The organism is Tenebrionibacter intestinalis, assembly GCF_016632365.1.
Classification (GTDB): domain Bacteria; phylum Pseudomonadota; class Gammaproteobacteria; order Enterobacterales; family Enterobacteriaceae; genus Tenebrionibacter; species Tenebrionibacter intestinalis.
In genome coordinates, this window is sequence record NZ_JAEPBH010000021.1 from 1 (window position 1) to 21,482 (window position 21,482).

General features: G+C 53.8%; 17 protein-coding genes. 8 read left to right on the top strand and 9 right to left on the bottom strand.

The genetic code is table 11. The features are described 5' to 3' along the window. Positions 1 to 317: 317 nt before the first annotated feature. Together JJB97_RS09385 and JJB97_RS09390 are read right to left on the bottom strand one after the other, a co-directional pair. Positions 318 to 545, bottom strand: coding sequence for a hypothetical protein (locus tag JJB97_RS09385; RefSeq protein WP_238713766.1), 228 nt, complete (start codon positions 543 to 545; stop codon positions 318 to 320). A gap of 779 nt (positions 546 to 1,324) precedes the next feature. Continuing rightward, positions 1,325 to 1,555 (bottom strand): hypothetical protein, encoded by a 231-nt coding sequence (locus JJB97_RS09390; RefSeq protein ID WP_238713767.1) that lies wholly within the window; start codon positions 1,553 to 1,555, stop codon positions 1,325 to 1,327. Between the two features lie 284 nt (positions 1,556 to 1,839). On the opposite strand from JJB97_RS09390, the gene pqqU reads away from it, so the two are divergent. Next, a complete protein-coding gene (gene pqqU / locus JJB97_RS09395; RefSeq protein WP_238713768.1) occupies positions 1,840 to 3,951 on the top strand; it encodes a TonB-dependent receptor PqqU in 2,112 nt (703 codons plus the stop codon). A gap of 630 nt (positions 3,952 to 4,581) precedes the next feature. Here the strand turns inward: pqqU and JJB97_RS09400 are convergent. The 4 genes from JJB97_RS09400 to JJB97_RS09415 are packed head-to-tail and all read right to left on the bottom strand — an operon-like array spanning position 4,582 to position 7,173. Further along, entirely contained in the window at positions 4,582 to 5,106 is a 525-nt protein-coding gene (locus tag JJB97_RS09400; RefSeq protein ID WP_317978177.1) for a tail fiber assembly protein, read from the bottom strand. Between the two features lie 17 nt (positions 5,107 to 5,123). Beyond that, the gene (locus JJB97_RS09405; protein WP_238713769.1) at positions 5,124 to 6,356 is read right to left on the bottom strand and encodes a hypothetical protein; all 1,233 of its coding nucleotides are present in this window, start codon (positions 6,354 to 6,356) and stop codon (positions 5,124 to 5,126) included. 2 nt (positions 6,357 to 6,358) lie between these two features. Continuing rightward, positions 6,359 to 6,943 (bottom strand): YmfQ family protein, encoded by a 585-nt coding sequence (locus tag JJB97_RS09410; RefSeq protein ID WP_238713770.1) that lies wholly within the window; start codon positions 6,941 to 6,943, stop codon positions 6,359 to 6,361. Then, on the bottom strand, positions 6,934 to 7,173 hold the full coding sequence (locus JJB97_RS09415; RefSeq protein ID WP_238713771.1) for a hypothetical protein: 240 nt from the start codon (positions 7,171 to 7,173) through the stop codon (positions 6,934 to 6,936). The genes JJB97_RS09410 and JJB97_RS09415 overlap by 10 nt, the downstream gene beginning before the upstream one ends. A 581-nt stretch (positions 7,174 to 7,754) precedes the next feature. On the opposite strand from JJB97_RS09415, the gene narU reads away from it, so the two are divergent. The 6 genes from narU to JJB97_RS09445 all read left to right on the top strand — a co-directional run bounded on the left by narU (position 7,755) and on the right by JJB97_RS09445 (position 17,905). Then, entirely contained in the window at positions 7,755 to 9,146 is a 1,392-nt protein-coding gene (narU, locus tag JJB97_RS09420; protein ID WP_238713772.1) for a nitrate/nitrite transporter NarU, read from the top strand. Between the two features lie 86 nt (positions 9,147 to 9,232). Continuing rightward, the gene (locus JJB97_RS09425; protein ID WP_238713773.1) at positions 9,233 to 12,973 is read left to right on the top strand and encodes a nitrate reductase subunit alpha; all 3,741 of its coding nucleotides are present in this window, start codon (positions 9,233 to 9,235) and stop codon (positions 12,971 to 12,973) included. Further along, a complete protein-coding gene (gene narH / locus JJB97_RS09430; RefSeq protein WP_238713774.1) occupies positions 12,970 to 14,514 on the top strand; it encodes a nitrate reductase subunit beta in 1,545 nt (514 codons plus the stop codon). Before JJB97_RS09425 ends, narH begins: the two co-directional genes overlap by 4 nt. Further along, entirely contained in the window at positions 14,514 to 15,209 is a 696-nt protein-coding gene (narJ, locus tag JJB97_RS09435; RefSeq protein ID WP_238713775.1) for a nitrate reductase molybdenum cofactor assembly chaperone, read from the top strand. Before narH ends, narJ begins: the two co-directional genes overlap by 1 nt. After that, a complete protein-coding gene (gene narI / locus JJB97_RS09440) occupies positions 15,206 to 15,886 on the top strand; it encodes a respiratory nitrate reductase subunit gamma (protein ID WP_238713776.1) in 681 nt (226 codons plus the stop codon). The genes narJ and narI overlap by 4 nt, the downstream gene beginning before the upstream one ends. A 369-nt stretch (positions 15,887 to 16,255) precedes the next feature. Beyond that, positions 16,256 to 17,905: an alpha,alpha-trehalase gene (locus JJB97_RS09445; RefSeq protein WP_238713813.1), complete on the top strand. Its 1,650-nt coding sequence runs from the start codon at positions 16,256 to 16,258 to the stop codon at positions 17,903 to 17,905. Positions 17,906 to 18,307: 402 nt separating this feature from the next. Here JJB97_RS09445 and JJB97_RS09450 read toward each other — a convergent pair whose 3' ends face one another. Next, entirely contained in the window at positions 18,308 to 18,481 is a 174-nt protein-coding gene (locus JJB97_RS09450; RefSeq protein ID WP_238713777.1) for a hypothetical protein, read from the bottom strand. A 251-nt stretch (positions 18,482 to 18,732) separates the two neighbouring features. Here JJB97_RS09450 and JJB97_RS09455 point away from each other — a divergent pair, with 251 nt between their 5' ends. Next, the gene (locus JJB97_RS09455; protein ID WP_238713778.1) at positions 18,733 to 18,954 is read left to right on the top strand and encodes an amphi-Trp domain-containing protein; all 222 of its coding nucleotides are present in this window, start codon (positions 18,733 to 18,735) and stop codon (positions 18,952 to 18,954) included. Positions 18,955 to 18,995: 41 nt separating this feature from the next. On the opposite strand, the gene JJB97_RS09460 is transcribed toward JJB97_RS09455, so the two are convergent. Next, a complete protein-coding gene (locus JJB97_RS09460) occupies positions 18,996 to 19,829 on the bottom strand; it encodes a shikimate dehydrogenase family protein (RefSeq protein ID WP_238713779.1) in 834 nt (277 codons plus the stop codon). Between the two features lie 4 nt (positions 19,830 to 19,833). Next, positions 19,834 to 21,153: an MFS transporter gene (locus tag JJB97_RS09465; RefSeq protein WP_238713780.1), complete on the bottom strand. Its 1,320-nt coding sequence runs from the start codon at positions 21,151 to 21,153 to the stop codon at positions 19,834 to 19,836. Positions 21,154 to 21,482 lie beyond the last annotated feature (329 nt).

The following is a 21,482-nucleotide window of genomic DNA, read 5'->3' on the forward strand; positions in this document are numbered from 1 at the left end:
ATTCTTGACCACCTCGCCAGAACTTACCGAAGTATGGTGTTGGTTTATTAGCGCTGATTTATGGGGATCCCTCAGCAGCCTAGCTGGGGGTTTTCTATATACAAAAAGGGCGCTGCTTACGCCGCGCCCTTTTATCTTTTTATGCCACAAAACAAACGGCTCGTGCATGAATCAACATTCAGCGTAAGCGCACCAGAAAAAGTTAAGTGACACACTATCTGTCCTTATATTACCTTTATTTTCGGATTATCTCCGAATGAAATTCGAAAAATCCTAAAACAAATTAAGATAATAACAGAGGAAAGATTACTTTCTTATTACTTACGGCCGAACAGGTTGCCGAAAATAGAAGAAATGGTGCTGATCGCATTTTCTACGATTGCGCCGATGCTCTGGCCCATCTGCTGACCGATAGAAGAAGAACCGGTTTTGCCGGTAGCAACTTCAACGATTTTACCGATGCTTTCGCCCAGAGCAGCACCGATATCAGTGATATAACCAGCACCAGAAACGGCATTAACTTCTACAGAGTTCAATTCTCTCATTTTTGTAATTCCCTATAAATTTAGTTTAGACGGACAAAGCAGACAATTCCATCGGAATATTGCCTTGCCCTGTATATGTTACACGGCGAAATTTTGCTGTCTATAGTTCAGATAAATAATCAAAAAAATACGAATGGAAACTAAAGCGCAGGAAAAATTCTCTTCCGCTCTTTATTCACCTTTCACCGTATCGTAAAGATAAAAATTTTGCTTAATTCTTAACCTGCCTTTGCGCGCCGAAGATTCAACCTTCTCCAGTCTGCCAGGGTTACCCTCTGGCTAAACATAAAACCAAAATGCCCTGTGCTACAGGCTTATCAGGTTCCAGCGGCCGGCGGCAAATCGTACCGCCTGCTTTACCGGCCGATCGGGGGCAATGTTTCTGGTATGCTGGCACGGCGCCTGGCATTTTAGCGAATACACAGACCAACAAACAGACTGGTGAAAACATTATCAAAAAGTCAAGTTGAACAGGAACTATGCCGGTATCGCCTGGTAAAAAAGCAAAGCTAACTCACAGTATTAACCGACGACAGCACCTGGCCTTAGTTAATGACGGCAGGCTTTACTGACGCAATTGCTGATAAAACCTGCCGCCATAATTTAAAATGGCCTTCAGCTAAAATCAATCAATTAAAGCCGACTCGGCTCTGAAACAAGCTACTGACTTTAAATCACGCTGTTGAATTACCTTTCCGTTCAGTTAAATACAGTCTCTCAACGGGTATAACTTAGCGTCTACAGGATAATTATTGGGCAGTGATTTAAACCTTAGCTCATTATTTTCTTGTGCCAAATATGCTGGCCCAAATAGAGCAAATAGGCGAAAGCGCTTTTTCTATGGTTTCGCCAATATGTTGCCCCGCATTCAGTCCAGCAGTCGCATTCCCCGTTTTGCCCGTAGCGGCATCAATAAATTTGCCGATACCTTCGCCCAATACTGCCCCGATATCAGCAATAAAGCCCGCGCCAGAAACAGCATTTACTTCTACAGAGTTTAGTTCTCTCATCTGTGACATTCCTTATAACGTTAATTTAAATTTACAGGCAGGGAAAATATAAAAATCAATATATCCCCCGACTCACTCATAGTACACAGCACAAATACGCTGTCTATATTTAAATTAAATCGCAAATAAAATACAGACAAATAACCATGACGCAATATTAATTATAAAGCGCTTATACACGCCTTTCGGAGTCATCCCGATAATAAAAAGTTCTCATTAATGCCGCAGTATTGTCTATGATATTCCCTACACTTAAACAATATCCTTTGCCTTACCGGCCAGCTATGAAAAAAACCACTTCATCGCCCTGCGCGCGGTTTACCCTACTTATTTCCCCTCTGCTTCTGCCGTTTATCGCTGGCGCACAGGAAACGCTGGTTGTCAGCGCCGCGCCGCAGGCCGCCCTACCAGTGCTTGATATGCCAGCGGCAGTAAACGTTGTCTACGGCGACGACATGCGCCGCGCCACACCACGCGTCAATCTTTCCGAAAGCCTGCACGGGATACCGGGCCTTCAGGTGCAAAACCGCCAGAATTACGCTCAGGATTTACAGCTATCAATACGTGGTTTTGGCGCGCGCTCAACTTACGGCGTGCGCGGCATTCGCCTGTACGTTGACGGCATCCCGGCTACCATGCCTGACGGCCAGGGGCAGACCTCAAATATTGATATCAACAGCGCGGACGCCATAAGCGTGCTGCGAGGTCCGTTCTCTGCGCTATACGGCAATGCTTCCGGCGGCATTATTGATGTGAAAACACAGGCCGGTCGCCAACCCAACTCGCTGGAGGCCGGCACGTGGTATGGCAGCTTTGGCTCCTGGCGCAACGAAGCGAAAGCCAGCGGCGCTACTGGAGACGGCACGCAGGCAGGCGATATGAACTACACCCTTTCTGCCAGCCGCTTTACCACGCACGGATTTCGCGAGCGCAGCAGCGCCAGAAAAAATCTCGGTAATGCAAGGCTGGGCATAAAGCTGGATAACGCCGCTAAGCTGACGCTGATTCTCAATAGCGTCGATATCGCCGCCGCCGATCCAGGCGGTCTTGGTTATCAGGAATGGCGCGCAGCCTCCCGACAGGCGCCGCGCGCTGCAAAGTACAATACCCGCAAAACTATCGGGCAGAGGCAGATGGGTCTGCGTTATGACCGCCAGATAAGCAAACGCGATGATTTCAGTTTATCGACATGGGTCGGCCAGCGCGCAACCACGCAGTATCAATCTATTCCCCAGGCGCCTCAGCGCAATCCCGGACATGCCGGCGGCGTTATCTCGCTGGCGCGCCGTTACCAGGGCATTGATGCGCGCTGGACGCACCGCGGGGAACTCGGCGTGCCGGTCAGCGTGACGGGCGGGCTGGATGTCGAAACGTTGAATGAAAAACGTGAAGGCTACGAGAATTATATCAGCAACGATACGGTCCCGACGTTTGGCAAGAAAGGGAAGCTGCGCCGCAATGAACGAAATCTGATATGGAACCTCGACCCGTATCTGCAAACGTCCTGGCAGCTCGCCAGAACGTTGACATTTGATGCCGGGGCGCGCTACAGCGCTATTCGGTTTGATTCTAACGATCACTATATTACGCCCGGCAACGGCGATGACAGCGGCGCGGTTCATTATCGCGCATGGCTGCCAGCCGGCGCACTGAAGTATGCCGCAACTGATGCCTGGAACCTCTACGTAACCGGCGGGCGTGGTTTTGAAACCCCGACCTTTAACGAGCTCTCTTATCGTGACGACGGTACAAGCGGTCTGAATACCGCCCTGAAGCCGTCTGACAGCACTACCTGGGAGATCGGCAGTAAATCCCGCATCGGCAACGGGCTGTTCACTGCCGCCCTGTTCCAGACCGACACGGATAATGACATTGTGGTCAGCAGAAACATCGGCGGGCGTAGCACCTATAAAAACGCTGGAGTAACCCGTCGCCGCGGCGTGGAGCTGGGTCTTGAACAGCGCTTTGCCGATAACGGTCAGGTAACGCTTGCCTGGACCAGGCTTGATGCCATCTGGCGCAGCAATGTCTGCCAACGCGGCGACTGCAACGGCAAGCGTATCCCTGGCATCGCCCGCAGCATGGGATTTGTCTCGCTAGCCTGGGTGCCTGAAGCAGGCTGGTACGCCGGCGCCAGCCTACGCTATACCGGCAGCGTCGAGGCCAACGACGCCAACACCGCCCGCGCGCCTTCCTACACTACCGCTGGGCTAAATACCGGTTATAAATGGCTGCACAAGGCCTGGACGTTCGATCTCTTTAGCCACATCGATAATCTGTTCGATAAAATCTACGCCGGTTCAGTCATTGTCAATGAAGGCAACGGCCGTTATTACGAACCAGCGCCGGGGCGTCACTACGGTATTGGCGCAACGGTTAGCTATCAGTTCGAATAAACATGACGTCACTCTCCCCTCCGTCGCGCTTTATCTAAAAGCGCGCTTTTATAGGCGCTATACAAATATGTTTATTTCTACGGTCACGCTGTAGCGGTTCACAAAAAACGCGAACGCGATTCAAAAAAGATGCGACAGGCTGATTTTTCGCATTTTAACTGAACGACACAGGCTTCGGGCTGGGTTGAATGTGAAACAACTTCGTGTTTTGTCCCTTTCTGGCTCGTCTGGTAATAAATCTGACGTATCTCCAACTACTTACGCTTACGCATCGTCGTATGCTCACGATTATCCCTTCGTTACCGCTCACGCTCGCCAGAGCGATACACGGTATTTATTACTGTTTACTGATACCACTCGCCGTCCGGCTCATAAATCTTCCCTGTGATACACCGGCACGCCCGAAGCGTGCATGCGTGAAGGGTGTACCCACTGAACGGAAGGATGTAGCTGCTTTATCCCCTTCAGCGCGTAACCGCTCTCCCTCGACTCAAAATGGCGGGAACGCGCAGCCACATCCTGTTGAACCCCATACCCTTCCGGTTACCTGCTCAACACCCCGACGCCCGTCATTCGGGTTGATGAGCGGTTGGCGGGGTTTACTACACCTGATGAATCGGCGTTGCTGCTTTATTCAGGCATTTCGGGCCAGTCAATATTTGGGGCGGCGCTTGTGTCAATGCGGTTCAATAGTACCCGGCATTTTTTCCATGCAACCAGTAACGCTATTTCTTCGTCTGTGGCAATACCGAGTTCAACAGCATCCTGTAGTGGCGCGATAGCCGCAGCAGCAGCCGTCAACAACTGTGATTTTTTGGTCTCTGCCCGGGCGATATAATTGATATTCTGTGTCAAATGTCCATCGATATAAAACCAGTCCTCTCCCAGTGCTATACGCATATTTTCGTCTGTTGCAGGAACCTCAGCCACAAGCAAATCAACAGGCATCAATGCATCTACATCTCTCGTAAACGTCGCGATACGCCCATCATCGTCATACCCTATTTTGAGCGTATCAGCCGCAAACGCACGACGACAATCGTACCAGTCCAGACCATCGGCATTTTTTAGAAACATGACGCCATATTGCTCAACCAGTGCGAGCCGGTCAGCATCTTCTGGCACGTAAACAGAAAATTTACTGAATTGTTGCATTATTCGTTTCTCCTGGATCAGGACAGCGTGTACCACGTGCCGTTAATTTTTTTTCGCGTATAACGAATGATGAACCATCCCACATTCGACATGCCGCCAACGAAACGAATATTCGCGAGATAGGCGCCATCAGTGGCGTGCGTATTCGTGTACGGTTGTCCGTCGTAAAACTGTTTTTCCACGGGGGCGGTGTGATCGATGTCCTGGATATAACGAGCGTCAGCCTGCGTCCTGGTGTAATAGCGGGCGTCAAAATTGGCGTAATCACCAGGTGTGATGGTTTTTTTTGCCGTGATGGTTGTTCCGACAGCCAGGGTGGTGCTAACGTTACAGCCAGCCTCGGTTGTAATATTTGTCGCGCCCCGTCCCCTGAAATAATGATGATAAATGGGGGCAGTGTCCGTACCACTATTGTAAGCGATATGGGTTTGCCCGTCCCCTGAGCTATTGCTGTCGGTAATTGTTTTTACCGTGAACTGTGCCGATGATTTTTTAGGCGTCGTCCCCACATACAACGCCCCTGTCAGTGAACCGCCAATTATTGGCAATGCGCCCACATTAGCAGCCGTTGGCGGGCGACCCGTATGAAAAACCTCATACCAAGGGTTCCATTGTTTTGTGTCCCCATTGCGCGCCCTGAACTTCAGTGTTTTTCCTGTGGTGTAGCCCGCAGCAATCTGAATACTGTAATTACCTGATAACCCAGAAAAATCCACTACCGAACCCGCCAACCCAGGGGAATTAGCAGCACCAGAATAAACAAATGTCACTGAATTTGAGGGGGCAGTATTGAAATCAGTACGGCCTGCAATATCAGGCCCATAACTCAAACCTCGTACCGAAATTGCCGAACCGACTTTTAGCAACCGCCCCGATGTATCATCATCTTTTGATGTCTGCACATCTGCTAGCGCAGCAGTTCCCAATCCAAGATTAATGCGAGCAATAGCCTGGGAATTGACACCCAGCGCTTTAATCTCAGATAACAGGTTGTCACGCAATAATGCGTTTTTATTGACAATAGCCTTAATCGCTACGGCTAACTGATTAAACTGCGTTTTAACCGGCGTAATTCCGCTTTCCGTTAAAACATTTAATAGCTCGGCCTGTACGATATTAAACCAGTCCTGCCCAGGCCAGCTCGGAGACTGATTTCCGGCCCCCTCAGTAAACCAGCGCGTGGTGTTGTCCTGCATGGCGCCGACTGCGGGCATTGACGAAACGCCGCTGTTATTGTCCAGGTGAAACATAATTATTCCTCGTCGGGATAAATAAACTTATAAATCTGGTGAGCCGGTTTATATTTTTCCAGCAGACACTCCAGCGCGCCGGAGTCATATACCCGCAGTGGCGTTAAACAGTTATCCAGCACCGTAGCATTACGGTAACTGACACCGTTTTTAACGTTGACATTGGTTGTATACTGGCCTTCGTCAGAATCCGTTAATTCAACGTCATAGCCATACTGCGCGGCCAGATCCTCATAGAACGGACGGCACAGGCTACCCACCATCTTTAGCTTGTTATCCGCCGCAAGCTGGCGGGTGTTAATCGTGCCGGTTTCGCTTGTGCAATCCGGTAGCCCCAGAAACCGCTCCCAGTCCTCCAGCAGCAGCGTTGACGATATCGGAAACCGCTCCGCCAGCATTTGGGTCGCCATGCTGTCAGCGGTTTTCAGCGAGTCAGACAGCGCACCGGCCAGCGCGGCCAGTTTGCCTGATGGCGCCTTGTTCCATGCCCGGCCCACCGGCAGCAGTTGCAAAAACGCCGTCTGATACGGCGTCAGGTATTCAGCCCGATCGCGTTCATCAACCTGCATATCGTTGTCTACAGCCATGTGATTTCGCCCACGGTCAGCAGTTCGGTCGCTTCGGCATACAGCACATCGTCAGCAGGCGAGCGCAGTTTAAAATCCGTCAGGCCCGAGACTTTAGCGATAGCCCGGCATACAAACAGCCTTAGTGCTTGAGGCGTTATCCGAAGAGGATCGCAAAGAGATTTTGGCGAAGTATGGCATCTCAGAACAGGGTGGCCCTGTAGCGCCAGAACAGGAACCACATAAAACACGCAAAAAAGCTGGTTAATAATGAGGATAACAGGCTACGCCATGATTACCCCAAAAGGGTTATTGGACGGTATTCAAAATAATTCTTTTTGGTGGGTATTTTTTGACTGGCGTCAGTTCAATTAAACGATGTTGTTACCAGCTTTGAAGTATTTTTAAATGGCCTTAAAACACGTATGAGTTTTTTTAAAAAGTCGCGCATAAAGTGAATTAATTCTCCGATTTTTGAAACCTGCCGTATTTCATGAATACGGCGCGAATTTCGGGCGCCTGAACAACCCCGGCCCCATCCGCCCTACGTCCCGCCAGCTTGCGTAACCTCCAGCGTAATCCCGGTATAATGTCGTACCTCTAATGAATCAGTACAAACGCTGTGAATATGTTTCAAAACATTGCAATTCTTGTTACAAATAGTAACAATTAACCCGGTAACTTCTTCACTACTTTCCCTCACCACGGCCAGATTTTATCTATTCTTTGTTTCGTTAGCGCGATAAATCTTACAACCCTATGAATCAAACGTAGTTTTAAAATAAAAATAACCAGTTGAATTTGTTATTTTAATAAGCATATGAGGCTAACTATGTCGTCACAGCAGGGCAATAGAGATAATCGTTATCTGTTAAAAGACTGGCGGCCGGATAACCCGGCCTTCTGGGAAAATAAAGCAAAACCCATTGCACGACGAAATTTGTGCATTTCCGTCGCCTGCTTATTACTGGCTTTCTGCGTCTGGATGTTATTTAGCGCAGTTGCGGTAAATCTGGATAAAGTAGGTTTCGCATTTACTACTGACCAACTGTTTTTGTTGACCGCGCTGCCTGCTCTTTCCGGTGCGGTACTGCGCGTGCCCTACTCTTTTATGGTGCCTATTTTCGGCGGCCGCCGCTGGACGGTTTTTAGTACGGTTATACTGATTGTGCCCTGCGTCTGGCTGGGTTTTGCAGTACAGAACCCTGCCACGCCTTACTGGGTCTTTATTATTATTGCGCTGTTGTGCGGTTTTGCCGGAGCTAACTTTGCCTCCAGCATGGGCAACATTAGTTTTTTCTTCCCAAAAGAGCGGCAGGGTAGCGCCCTGGGCGTTAATGGCGGGCTGGGCAACCTGGGCGTCAGCGTCATGCAACTGGTGGCGCCGTTTGTTATTGCGCTTCCGCTGTTCGCCTTTCTGGGCGTTAGCAGCGCGCCGCAGGAAAACGGCGGCTCCCTGTGGCTGGCAAATGCCGCCTGGGTTTGGGCGCCGCTGTTGTTGCTGGCGACTATCGCCGCCTGGTTTGGTATGAACGACATCGCCAGTTCCAGGGCCTCGATTACCGACCAGCTCCCCGTGCTTAAGCGGGCGCATTTGTGGCTATTAAGCCTCCTTTATCTTGCTACCTTTGGCTCCTTTATCGGCTTCTCCGCCGGTTTCGCCATGCTGGCGAAAACCCAGTTTCCCGACGTTAACATTCTAAAACTCGCCTTTTTCGGGCCGTTTATCGGCGCCCTGGCGCGTTCGGCGGGCGGCATTATTTCTGATAAATTCGGCGGCGTGCGCGTTACGCTCATCAACTTCATTTTTATGGCTATCTTCAGCGCTCTGCTATTTCTGACCCTGCCGGGCAGCGCAAGCGGCAGCTTTGCCGCATTCTACGCCGTCTTTATGGGGCTATTTTTCACCGCAGGCCTTGGCAGCGGCTCCACCTTCCAGATGATTGCAGTTATTTTTCGCCAGCTCACCATCAAGCGCGTGAAGGCACGCGGCGGCAGTGACGCCGAAGCCCAGCGCGAAGCGGTCACCGATACCGCAGCGGCGCTCGGCTTTATATCCGCCATCGGCGCGATTGGCGGCTTTTTCATTCCCAAAGCATTCGGCAGCTCACTGGCGATGACAGGCTCACCTGCGGGGGCCATGAAAGTGTTCCTCGTCTTCTACATTGTGTGCGTGCTGATCACCTGGCTGGTGTATGGCCGCCGTATGCTCAATACAAAATAACCTTAACCTCCGCTGCGAACGAAACCGCGGGAACATGCTTAATAATGTAACCCACAGGGAGGGAGCTCCCTGTCAGGAGATATACCATGAGTAAACTTCTCGATCGCTTTCGCTATTTTAAGCAAAAAGGCGATGCCTTCTCCGGCGATCACGGCCAGGTCATGCACAGTAATCGCGACTGGGAAAACAGTTACCGCCAGCGCTGGCAGTTTGACAAAGTGGTTCGTTCCACGCACGGCGTCAACTGTACTGGCTCATGCAGTTGGAAGATTTACGTCAAAAACGGGCTTGTGACCTGGGAAGTCCAGCAGACCGACTACCCGCGTACCCGCTCTGACCTGCCCAACCAGGAGCCGCGCGGCTGCCCGCGCGGCGCCAGCTACTCCTGGTATCTCTACAGCGCTAATCGACTGAAATATCCTATGGTGCGAAAGCGGTTAATCGAACTTTGGCGCGAGGCGCTGGCCGCTCACGACGACCCGGTCGCGGCATGGGGCTCTATAATTGACGATCCGCAAAAGGCCAAAAGCTATAAAGAAGCGCGCGGGCGCGGCGGTTTTGTCCGTTCAAACTGGAAAGAGCTTAACCAGCTTATTGCCGCCGCTAATGTCTGGACAATTAAAACCTACGGCCCCGATCGCGTGGCGGGCTTTTCGCCGATTCCGGCTATGTCGATGGTTTCTTATGCCGCCGGCACCCGCTATCTTTCGCTGATTGGCGGCACCTGCCTGAGTTTTTACGACTGGTACTGCGACCTGCCGCCGGCTTCACCGATGACCTGGGGCGAGCAGACCGACGTGCCCGAATCCGCCGACTGGTACAATTCCAGCTATATCATCGCCTGGGGCTCAAACGTGCCACAGACTCGTACCCCGGATGCGCACTTTTTTACCGAAGTGCGTTACAAGGGAACGAAAACCATCGCCATTACCCCGGACTACTCGGAGGTCGCCAAACTGTGCGATCAGTGGCTGGCGCCAAAACAGGGCACAGACAGCGCGCTGGCAATGGCGATGGGCCACGTTATCCTCTCGGAATTTCATGTTAAACACCCCAGCGAATATTTTATTAACTACGCTAAGCGCTATACCGACATGCCGATGTTGGTGTTGCTTGAACCGCGCGAAGGCGGTTTCTATGCCCCAGGCCGCCTGCTGCGCGCCAGCGATTTGGTCGATAATCTGGGCGAAGCCAATAACCCGCAATGGAAAACCGTCGCCTTCAACAGCCAGGGCGAGCTGGTGGTTCCGAATGGATCCATCGGCTTTCGCTGGGGCGAAAAAGGCAAATGGAACCTGGAGCCGCTCGCGGCCGGCAACGAAACCGAACTGCGCCTGAGTCTGCTTGATAACAGCGACACGCAGGCAACGGTTGGTTTTCCCTATTTCGGCGGCCAGGAAAGCAGCCATTTTCGCAGCGTGAAGCAGTCACCGGTAACGCAACACCCGCTCCCCGCCAAACGGCTTACGCTCGCAGACGGCCGCGAAGCGCTGGTGGTTTGCGTCTACGATCTGGTGCTGGCCAACTACGGGGTCGATCGCGGGTTAAATGATGAAAACTGCGCCGCTGATTATGACGATATCAAAGCCTACACTCCGGCCTGGGCTGAACAGATAACCGGCGTGCCGCGCCGTCATATAGAAAATATTGCCCGCGAGTTTGCCGATACAGCCAACAAAACTCACGGCCGCTCCATGATTATCCTTGGCGCTGGCGTCAACCACTGGTATCACATGGATATGAACTACCGCGGGATGATCAATATGCTTATCTTCTGCGGTTGCGTGGGGCAAAGCGGCGGCGGTTGGGCGCATTACGTCGGACAGGAGAAGCTGCGCCCGCAGACCGGCTGGCTGCCGCTGGCGTTCGCGCTGGACTGGAATCGTCCGCCGCGTCATATGAACAGCACTTCATTTTTTTATAATCATGCCAGCCAGTGGCGCTACGAGAAACTTACCGCGCAGGAATTGCTGTCTCCACTTGCCGACAGCAACCATTTTACCGGGCATATGATTGACTTTAACGTACGCGCCGAGCGTATGGGCTGGTTGCCATCCGCGCCGCAGCTAAACGTCAACCCGCTTACCCTCGCCGCTCGCGCCAGCGACGCGGGCCAGTCTCCCGCCGCCTATACTGCGCAAGCGCTAAAGAATGGTGAGATCCGCTTTGCCTGCGAGCAGCCAGACTCTGGCGTCAACCATCCGCGCAATCTGTTTGTCTGGCGCTCTAACCTGCTCGGCTCTTCCGGCAAAGGCCATGAGTACATGCTTAAATATTTGCTCGGCACCCAAAACGGGATACAGGGCGACGATTTAGGGAGCACTGATGGCGTGAAGCCGCAGGAGGTGGAATGGCAAACCGACGCAATTGAAGGCAAGCTGGATCTGCTGGTGACGCTGGATTTTCGCATGTCAACCACTTGCCTGTTCTCCGACATTGTACTGCCTACCGCCACCTGGTATGAAAAAGACGATATGAATACTTCGGATATGCATCCGTTTATTCACCCGCTCTCTGCTGCCGTCGATCCTGCCTGGGAATCGCGCAGCGACTGGGAAATCTATAAAGGTATCGCGAAGGCCTTTTCGCAGACCTGCGTTGGCCATCTTGGCGAAGAAACCGACGTTGTTTTACAGCCGCTGCAACACGACTCTCCCGGCGAACTGGCACAGCCGTTTGACGTACAGGACTGGCGCAAGGGGGAGTGCGAACTTATCCCGGGCAAAACCGCGCCGAACATTGTGGCCGTAACGCGCGATTACCCGGCAACCTATGAGCGTTTCACCGCGCTTGGGCCGCTGCTGGATAAACTTGGCAACGGCGGCAAGGGCATTAGCTGGAATACCGACAAAGAAGTGGATCTGCTGGGGCAGCTAAATTACCGCAAAGCCGACGGTCCGGCTAAAGGGCGACCCAATATCGACTCCGCTCTCGACGCCTGCGAAGTTATTCTGACGCTGGCGCCGGAAACGAACGGCCAGGTGGCGGTAAAAGCCTGGCAGGCGTTGGGCGAGTTTACCGGCCGCGAACACACCCATCTGGCGTTGCCCAAAGAGGATGAAAAAATACGCTTTCGCGATATCCTGGCACAACCGCGCAAAATTGTCTCAAGCCCAACCTGGTCAGGGCTTGAAGATGAGCACGTCTCCTATAACGCTGGCTATACCAACGTACATGAACTGATCCCCTGGCGCACCATCTCCGGACGTCAGCAACTCTATCAGGATCACGCCTGGATGCGCGCCTTCGGCGAAAGCCTTGTCGCCTACCGCCCGCCGGTAGATACCCGCAGCGTGGAGAAAATGCTCAACGTGAAGCCCAACGGTTTCCCGGAAAAAGCGCTGAACTTTCTCACGCCGCACCAGAAATGGGGCATTCACTCCACTTACAGCGAAAACCTGCTGATGCTGACCCTGTCACGCGGCGGGCCGATTGTCTGGTTAAGCGAAGTCGATGCGAAAGATTTGGGCATAGAAGATAACGACTGGATTGAAGCGTTCAACGCTAACGGCGCACTCACCGCCCGCGCGGTAGTCAGCCAGCGCGTACCGGCCGGCATGACCATGATGTATCACGCCCAGGAGCGCATCATGAATATCCCCGGTTCCGAAATTACCGGCCTGCGCGGCGGCATTCACAACTCCGTAACGCGCGTCTGCCCTAAACCAACGCATATGATCGGCGGCTACGCCCAGTTGTCCTACGGCTTCAACTATTACGGCACTGTCGGCTCCAACCGCGATGAGTTCATCGTCATCCGCAAAATGAAAAATATCGACTGGCTGGATGATGAAGGCCGCAACCAGGTACAGGAGAACAAAAAATGAAAATACGTTCCCAGGTCGGCATGGTGTTAAATCTGGATAAATGCATCGGCTGTCATACCTGCTCTGTAACCTGTAAAAACGTCTGGACCGGACGCGAAGGGATGGAATACGCATGGTTCAACAACGTTGAAACCAAGCCCGGCATTGGCTATCCCAAAGCATGGGAGGATCAGGAAAAATGGCAGGGCGGCTGGATTCGCAAAATTAACGGCAAGCTACAGCCCAGGCTTGGCGGCAAGGCTGGCGTGCTGGCGAATATCTTCGCCAACCCGGCGATGCCGCAGATTGACGATTATTATGAACCCTTTACCTATGACTATAAAACGCTGCACAACGCGCCGGAGGGCAAACACCTGCCCACCGCCCGCCCGCGCTCGCTTATTAGCGGCCGCCGTATGGATAAAGTGGTATGGGGGCCAAACTGGGAGGAGCTGCTGGGCGGTGAATTTGAAAAGCGCGCCGCAGACTACAACTTTGAGGCCATGCAAAAGGAGATGTACGGCCAGTTCGAAAATACCTTCATGATGTACCTGCCGCGCCTGTGCGAACACTGTCTGAATCCAAGCTGCGTGGCGACCTGCCCGAGCGGCGCGATTTATAAGCGCGAAGAAGACGGCATCGTGCTGATTGACCAGGACAAATGCCGCGGCTGGCGCATGTGCGTCAGCGGCTGCCCATACAAAAAAATCTATTTCAACTGGAAAAGCGGTAAATCCGAGAAGTGCATTTTTTGTTATCCGCGCATTGAGACCGGCCAGCCGACTATATGTTCTGAATCCTGCGTCGGGCGTATTCGCTACCTTGGCGTACTGCTCTATGACGCTGACCGCATTGAAGAGGCCGCCAGCGCCGAAAACGAGAAAGATCTTTATGCGCGCCAGCTCGATGTTTTCCTTGATCCAAACGATCCGGCAATCATTGAGCAGGCGCTAAAAGATGGCGTAACGCAAAACGTTATCGACGCCGCACAAAAATCGCCGGTATACAAACTGGCGATGGACTGGAAACTGGCGCTACCGCTGCATCCGGAATACCGCACCCTGCCGATGGTGTGGTACGTGCCGCCGCTGTCGCCGATTCAGTCGGTGGCTGACGCCGGCGGCCTGCCGCACAACGGCAGCGTGCTGCCCGCCGTAGAAAATCTGCGTATTCCGGTGCAATACCTGGCGAACATGCTCAGTGCCGGCGATACCGGGCCTGTGCTGCGCGCGCTTAAGCGCATGATGGCCATGCGCCACTATATGCGTTCCCAGACGGTGGAAGGCGTGACGGATACCCGCGCGCTGGACGAAGTGGGGCTGAGCGTGGCGCAGGTGGAAGAGATGTACCGCTATCTTGCCATCGCCAACTATGAAGATCGCTTTGTTATCCCCACCAGCCACCGTGAAATGGCGCGCGATGCCTTTCCGGAACGCAACGGCTGCGGCTTTAGCTTTGGCGACGGCTGTCATGGTTCTGATACAAAATTCAATCTGTTTAACAGCAGCCGTATCGACGCGATTAACATTACGGAAATCACCGACAAGGCCGAGGGGGAATAATGCGCATTCTTAAAGCTGTCGCCCTGCTGCTCGAGTATCCCGACGAAGCGCTGTGGGATAGTGGCGATGAGTTAATCGAGCTGGCGCAACAGGACGCGCCTGAACTCCTGCCATTTACCCGCGCGTTGCTGAGCGGCCGCCTGCTCGATCGCCAGGCTGAATGGGGCGAGATATTCGAGCGCGGACGCGCGACCTCACTGCTGCTGTTCGAACATGTTCACGCCGAATCACGCGATCGCGGACAGGCAATGGTGGATTTAATGGCCCAGTATGAGCGCGCCGGACTGGCGCTCGATTGCCGCGAACTACCGGATTACCTGCCGCTGTATCTCGAATACCTCAGCACCCGCAGCCCGGAAGAAGCGCGGCAGGGGTTGCGGGATGTGGCGCCGATACTGGCGCTGCTTGGCGGGCGGTTAAAACAGCGCGAGGCGCCGTGGCATATTCTGTTCGATACCCTGCTACGTTTTGCCGGCAGCTCGCTCACAAGTGACAGTGTCACTAAACAGATCGCCAAAGAGGCCCGTGACGACACGCCCAAAGCGCTGGACGCCGTCTGGGAAGAAGAACAGGTGAAGTTTATTGAAGACAGCGGCGCATCATGCAGTTCGTCACCGCTGCAACAACACCAGCGCCGCTTCAGCCAGAAGGTGGTGGCACAGTATCTGGATCTCTCAGCCGGAGGCCAAAAATGATGCACTATCTCAACGTCTTTTTTTATGACATCTACCCTTATCTGTGCGGCACGGTTTTTCTGCTCGGTAGCTGGCTACGCTACGACTACGGTCAATACACCTGGCGGGCAGGCTCCAGCCAGATGCTCGATAAGAAAGGGTTTCGCCTTGCCTCGAATCTGTTCCACATCGGGATACTGGGCATTTTCTTCGGCCACTTTTTCGGCATGCTCACTCCACACTGGATGTACCAGCCGTTCCTGCCTGTCCCGGTAAAGCAGCAAATGGCGATGTGGCTGGGGGGCGTTTGCGGTGTGCTGACGCTGGTCGGCGGGCTGATGCTGCTATGGCGTCGCCTGATGAACCCGCGTGTGCGCGCAAGCTCCAGTACCGCCGATATTTTGATCCTGTCGCTTCTGATGATTCAGTGCCTGTTGGGATTAAGTTCTATTCCCTTCTCGGCGCAGCATACCGACGGCAGCGAAATGCTGAAGCTGGTCGCCTGGGCGCAGGCCATCGTGACCTTTCACGGCGGCGCATCGGCGCATCTGGACGGCGTGGCCTATGTGTTCCGCGCACATCTGATACTCGGAATGACGCTTTTCCTGCTATTCCCGTTCACCCGTCTGGTGCATATGTGGAGCGCACCGCTGGAATACATTACGCGCCATTATCAACTGGTGCGCTCACGGCGTTGATACAAAGCCTGGCGTCGATTCAGCGAATGTTCCGTTCACCCTGCTCCCGGTAAACGGATTTAAGGGGGCGCGCCCCGTGCGTCCCCTTATCCTTCCTGGCAGCGCTGTCTGTCGTTACCGCCCTGTAATCTGACATAAAACGCAACTCCACGCCCGCATCCGTAGTTATTCACACCATTTTTACCCCAATATACAGAGAAAACGACCCACCCGATACTCATTTTAAGAATATTCCGCCACGCCATAGCGAGTAAAATATAATCTATCGTACGCTTTGCGTTTCTGAGAGCAACGCAAGTGTCTACGCTTAGTATTGAATCGGGCGTTGCCCTGCAATGGCACTATCGTAACCCGGAGGTTTTTATCGCTATGCTCAACCAGAAACTCAATGTTACCCGTGCGCTGAATTTAGAGGTTGTCGAAGAACTCATCTACGCGCTCGACCCCTGTGAGTTAAAACTGGATGAAATGATTGAGGCGGAACCCGAACCGGAAATGATCGAAGGGCTGCCCGCCTCGGACGCGCTGACTCCGGCAGATCGCTACCTTGAACTGTTCGAACATGTGCAGACGTCCCATATCTTCGCCGACAGCAAAACCTTTCCCGACTGCGCGCCGAAAATGGACCCGCTCGATATCCTGATTCGTTATCGCCGCACCCGCCGCCAGCCCGGCTTTACGCTACGCCAGTTTATAGAAGAGCATTTCTGGCTGCCGGAAACGCACAACAGCGACTATATTTCCGATCCCAGCCGTTCTCTTAAAGAACATATTGATAATCTGTGGCCAGTGCTGACCCGCGAGCCGCAGGATCATATCCCCTGGTCATCGCTGCTGGCGCTACCGCAGGCCTATATTGTGCCCGGTGGACGCTTTAGCGAAACCTACTACTGGGACTCCTATTTTACCATGCTGGGACTAGCGGAAAGCGGACGCGGAGATTTGATGCGCTGTATAGCTGACAACTTCGCATGGATGATTGAGAAATATGGCCATATCCCCAACGGCAACCGCACTTACTACCTCGGACGCTCGCAGCCGCCGGTATTCGCCCTTATGGTGGAGCTGTTTGAAGAAGATGGCGTGCGCGGCGCGCGGCGCTATCTGGATCATCTGCGCCAGGAATACGCCTACTGGATGGATGGCGCACAATCCCTGCTGCTGAATCAGGCCTATCGCCACACCGTCAGGATGCCTGATGGTTCGCTGTTAAATCGCTACTGGGATGACCGCGACACGCCGCGTGACGAAGCATGGCGCGAAGATGTGGAAACCGCGCGCCACTCCGGGCGTCCGGCTAACGAAGTTTACCGCGATCTGCGCGCCGGCGCAGCCTCAGGCTGGGATTACTCCTCGCGCTGGCTGCGCGATTGTTCGCGGCTGGCGAGCATCCGCACGACGCAATTTATTCCTGTCGATCTCAACGCATTCCTCTACAAGCTCGAAAGCACTATTGCTAACATTTCCGCGCTCAGGGGAGATAAATACGGCCAGGAACTCTTTCGCCAGAAAGCGCGCGCGCGCCGCCAGGCCATGACCCGCTATCTGTGGGATGAAGAAAGCGGTTGCTATCGCGACTACGACTGGCGTCGACAAGCGTTGGGGCTGTTTTCCGCAGCCAGCATGGTGCCGCTTTACGTGGAACTTGCCACACCCGAACAGGCAGCCCGGGTCGCAGAGGCGGTACGCACGCGTCTTCTGACGCCCGGCGGCGTGCTCGCTACGGAGTACGAGACCGGCGAGCAGTGGGACAAACCTAACGGCTGGGCTCCGCTGCAATGGATGACTATCCAGGGACTGAAGCGCTACGGTCACGACGCGCTGGGCGATGATATCGCCCATCGTTGGCTAAACACCGTCAATCAGGTCTATCAGAAGCAACACAAGCTGGTGGAAAAATACCATATTACCAATAATACCGCCTGCGAAGGCGGCGGCGGCGAATACCCGTTACAGGATGGCTTCGGCTGGACAAACGGCGTGGTGCGCAGACTGATTGGGCTTTACGGCGAGCCGTAGCGAAGTGACATGCCGTACGCCAGATTGCCGCCAACGATAAATAGCGGCGCCCGGGCCAACGAGTCCCGTTTTGCCTGCCGCGCCGGAATACAGAACGCCCCATTACGGGGCGTCAGATTGTTGACAAAGAAGGAAAAAACGGGGTTTTTCCTTCTTTGTAGTAATTAGGCGAAAATCAATGCTTTGATTTTCCTTGTTTTTTATTGTATTTCATCCATCCTGACTGCGGCAGGATGGGGTTTGTCAGCAGTCTCACGCCCCATTACGGGGCGTCAGATTGTTGATAAAGGGGATAAAAACCGGGGGGGCTTGCTCTCTTTGTGACGACCAGCCTACTTTTCTTTCATTGATGTCACTGCACAGCCCGGTATTCGTCGACAGCCTCCCCCTATTACGGTTTTTTTAGGGCTTTTTCTGCCGGGCGCTTTCCCGTTGCGATATAACCGGCCCGCCGCTGCGCCCGCGTTTCCCTCCTGCCCAGCGAGTGAGGCCGGTTTCCCGCAGATCCTGACGCTGGGGTGCGTTTAACCAGGCGAGTACCGGGGAAACATATACAGGCTGTACTAACTTATCCATATGTCCTCCTTAGAGACCAGGCAGAAATGCGCGCCTAACGCAGAGCGTTAAGCTCATTACATCCAGATTAGCAGGGTTTTCCCACAATCGCCCGGCCACACACCGCACAATAATGTAAAAACAAGAAAAGAATTGACAGATTATTCTGTTAAAAAGACGTTATACGGCAGCGCGGGACAGAAGCCCTTTACCGGCGATCGCCGCAGGCTTATTATCGCTGTGTGGCTTACCGCTAAAACAAAGGAGCGCCAGTGAAACCCGAACGCGACGTTGAAAAGGTTTATTCAAACAAAGAATTTATTGCAAAGCTGCGCAGGCTGGCCGATGCGCTGGAGTCCGGCGACGAATTTGAAATCCAGATCGCAGGAGAACGTATTTATGTCCCTGTACGCGCGCAATACAGCATTGAACATGAGCGCGAAGGCGAAGAAGAAGAAATTGAATTTCAGATAAAGTGGTCGCTTAAGCCGTAGCGCCCTGGTCGCCGGGAGACGCCTCCCGGCGTGTTTTCACGTTAGTCGATTTTCGCCACCCTACGCAGGTTTTCCGCGCTGGTGGTGGGCAGACCAAAGAAGGACAGATAGGCCGGGATCATTTCAAACAGCATATCCAGCCCCTGCTGAATAACGCACCCGCGTTCACGCGCGGCGCTCAGAAACGGCGTTATCGCCTGTTTCATGACCACTTCCCCAACAAACGTTCCCGGCGTGAGTTGCGCCACTTCCAGCGGCAGCGGATCGCCTGGGTTCATCCCCAGCGGCGTGGCATTGACTACAATATCATGCCCGCCAGGGCGGCGGTTTCCCGTCTGCACCTCCAGTTGCGGGTAGTGCGCGCGCAAGCGCGCGGCCAGCGCTTCACTGATGCGCGCTCGCGTATCAAATAGCGTAAGGCTTGCGACGCCCGCCGCCGCCAGCGAAGCGGCAATCGCGCTACCCACCCCGCCGCTGCCAATCACCAACGCCCGCGCGCCCCGCGCCGGCTGGCCGCGTTGTAGCATCCCGCGGACAAAACCTTCGCCATCAAACATGTCGCCGTGCAGGCGGCCATCTTCCCCGGCGCGCACCGCATTACAGGCCCCGGCAATTTGCGCCGTCGGGCTAAGCGTGGATACAAGTTCACAGGTTGTCACTTTATGCGGCATGGTGATAAGCGCGCCGATAACATTTGTGGCGCTGAACAAACCGGCCAGCAGCGTTGGGTAGGCCTCGGCCTTCACGCCCAGCGGCACCACTTTGATATTTTCGTGCTGTGATGCAAACCACGGATTGTAAATCAGCGGCGCTTTGAAACTTTCCGTGGGCCAGCCCAGGTGCGCAATCACGCGCGTCGATCCATCAATGGCCATGTTATTACTCCACGCCGGGCAGAACGATGCGTTTTACATCGCCAAGAATAAATACGTAGGCGCAAACGCCAAGCAGCGCCGCCCCGCCAATATAAATAAGCGCATAGTAAAAGTTACCGGTTACAGAAACGATAATACCGACAACCAGTGGCGTAATGATTGACGCCATATTAGAGCAGAAATTAAAAAGCCCGCCGGTCAGTCCCGCCAGCGATTTGGGGGCCATATCGGACACCAGCGTCCAGCCCAGCCCTACCATTCCCTGACCAAAGAACGCCAGCGACAGCACGGCAATTACCGCCTGGTCGTTAGGCATCCAGTTAGCGGTAATGATGCTGCTTGCCATAAGTAATCCGACAATAATCGGCAGCTTGCGGGCAATATTAGCCGAACCGGTGCGTTTAAGCAGCGCATCTGACGCCCAGCCGCCGACCATGACGCCGAGCGCGGCGGCAAGAAACGGCATCACGGCAAAGAAGCCGATTTTCAGCCACGGCATATGGCGCTCAACGGCAAGGTAGGTAGGAAACCAGGTCAGAAAGAAAACCAGCGTGGTATTGCCGGCAAACTGTCCAATCCCGGCGCCAAGGATTGGCCGACATCGCAGCAGCAGTTTTACGTTATGCCAGCTTGCGTTCATTTTTGGCTCTTCCTGAGGCGCATCAGCGTTAAGCCCAATATATTCCAGCTCTGCGCTATTAGCCGTCTCAGACTCGTGCGGCTCACGGTAGTAGTGACACCACACCTGCGCAAACAGCAGCCCCGCAACGCCGACCACGACAAACAGTATTCGCCAGCCGAACGCTTCCATAATAAAAAACAGCAGCGGCGCGAAAGCCGCCAGCCCCAGATACTCCCCAACGGTATAGACCGCCGTGGCGCGGGCGCGCTCATGCTGTGGAAACCACTTGCCGACGACGCGACTGTTAACGGGAAAACACGGCGCCTCGCTCATACCCAGCCCCAGCCGACATAACAAAAGCGTTTTAATGCCTACCGCCGCGCCATGCAGCAGCGTAAACGCCGACCACAGCGTCAACGATAGCGCGTAGGTGACTTTGTTGCCGAAGCGGTCAAGAAAAATCCCGCCGGGGATCTGCATTAGCGCATAGGTCCAGGCAAATGCGGAAAAGACAATGCCCATCGTCGCAGCCCCGATCCCAAGTTCGTGGCCGACGTCGATTGCGGCAATGCCAAGTACTGTACGGTCGAGATAGTTAATCATCGTACCGACGGCCAGCAGCGCGAGGATCGCCAGCCGTGCGCGCGTGCGTTTTTCGGCAGGCGCGTGCGAAGCGGCAAAGCCGCCCTGTGGGGTTGTCATGTTGATGCGTCCTTACGTCTTTTATGTTTTCCGGTTATCGTTCAGACCGCATGCTCACTAGCCCGCTGAAGATTCCGGGGAGGGGTACAGATATTTATTATTATTAAAGCAGAAGGCATCCTGCCCTGAACCCGTTGATAGTTAACGTATGAATGCTACCCTGTGCGTCGGACTGCGGCAAGACGTACCGCCAGGTTTATCGCCAAAGGGGATAAACTGCGTTTTCAGGGCGCCCGGGCAGCGTCGTTGTATGCAAGGAGGCGCGGTCACAGCATATATCCACCGCGCGCGCTGTTTTTCGCAGCGGTAATAATAACGCGCAGTACCGG

Excerpts from the sequence above, each read along its gene's own strand:
- JJB97_RS09385 (WP_238713766.1), bottom strand. The coding sequence starts at position 545 with ATGAGAGAATTGAACTCTGTAGAAGTTAATGCCGTTTCTGGTGCTGGT.
- JJB97_RS09445 (WP_238713813.1), top strand. The coding sequence starts at position 16,256 with ATGCTCAACCAGAAACTCAATGTTACCCGTGCGCTGAATTTAGAGGTT.
- JJB97_RS09410 (WP_238713770.1), bottom strand. The coding sequence starts at position 6,943 with ATGGCTGTAGACAACGATATGCAGGTTGATGAACGCGATCGGGCTGAA.
- narI (WP_238713776.1), top strand. The coding sequence starts at position 15,206 with ATGATGCACTATCTCAACGTCTTTTTTTATGACATCTACCCTTATCTG.
- narJ (WP_238713775.1), top strand. The coding sequence starts at position 14,514 with ATGCGCATTCTTAAAGCTGTCGCCCTGCTGCTCGAGTATCCCGACGAA.
- narH (WP_238713774.1), top strand. The coding sequence starts at position 12,970 with ATGAAAATACGTTCCCAGGTCGGCATGGTGTTAAATCTGGATAAATGC.
- JJB97_RS09425 (WP_238713773.1), top strand. The coding sequence starts at position 9,233 with ATGAGTAAACTTCTCGATCGCTTTCGCTATTTTAAGCAAAAAGGCGAT.
- JJB97_RS09390 (WP_238713767.1), bottom strand. The coding sequence starts at position 1,555 with ATGAGAGAACTAAACTCTGTAGAAGTAAATGCTGTTTCTGGCGCGGGC.
- narU (WP_238713772.1), top strand. The coding sequence starts at position 7,755 with ATGTCGTCACAGCAGGGCAATAGAGATAATCGTTATCTGTTAAAAGAC.
- JJB97_RS09400 (WP_317978177.1), bottom strand. The coding sequence starts at position 5,106 with ATGCAACAATTCAGTAAATTTTCTGTTTACGTGCCAGAAGATGCTGAC.
- JJB97_RS09465 (WP_238713780.1), bottom strand. The coding sequence starts at position 21,153 with ATGACAACCCCACAGGGCGGCTTTGCCGCTTCGCACGCGCCTGCCGAA.
- JJB97_RS09460 (WP_238713779.1), bottom strand. The coding sequence starts at position 19,829 with ATGGCCATTGATGGATCGACGCGCGTGATTGCGCACCTGGGCTGGCCC.
- JJB97_RS09405 (WP_238713769.1), bottom strand. The coding sequence starts at position 6,356 with ATGTTTCACCTGGACAATAACAGCGGCGTTTCGTCAATGCCCGCAGTC.
- JJB97_RS09450 (WP_238713777.1), bottom strand. The coding sequence starts at position 18,481 with ATGGATAAGTTAGTACAGCCTGTATATGTTTCCCCGGTACTCGCCTGG.
- pqqU (WP_238713768.1), top strand. The coding sequence starts at position 1,840 with ATGAAAAAAACCACTTCATCGCCCTGCGCGCGGTTTACCCTACTTATT.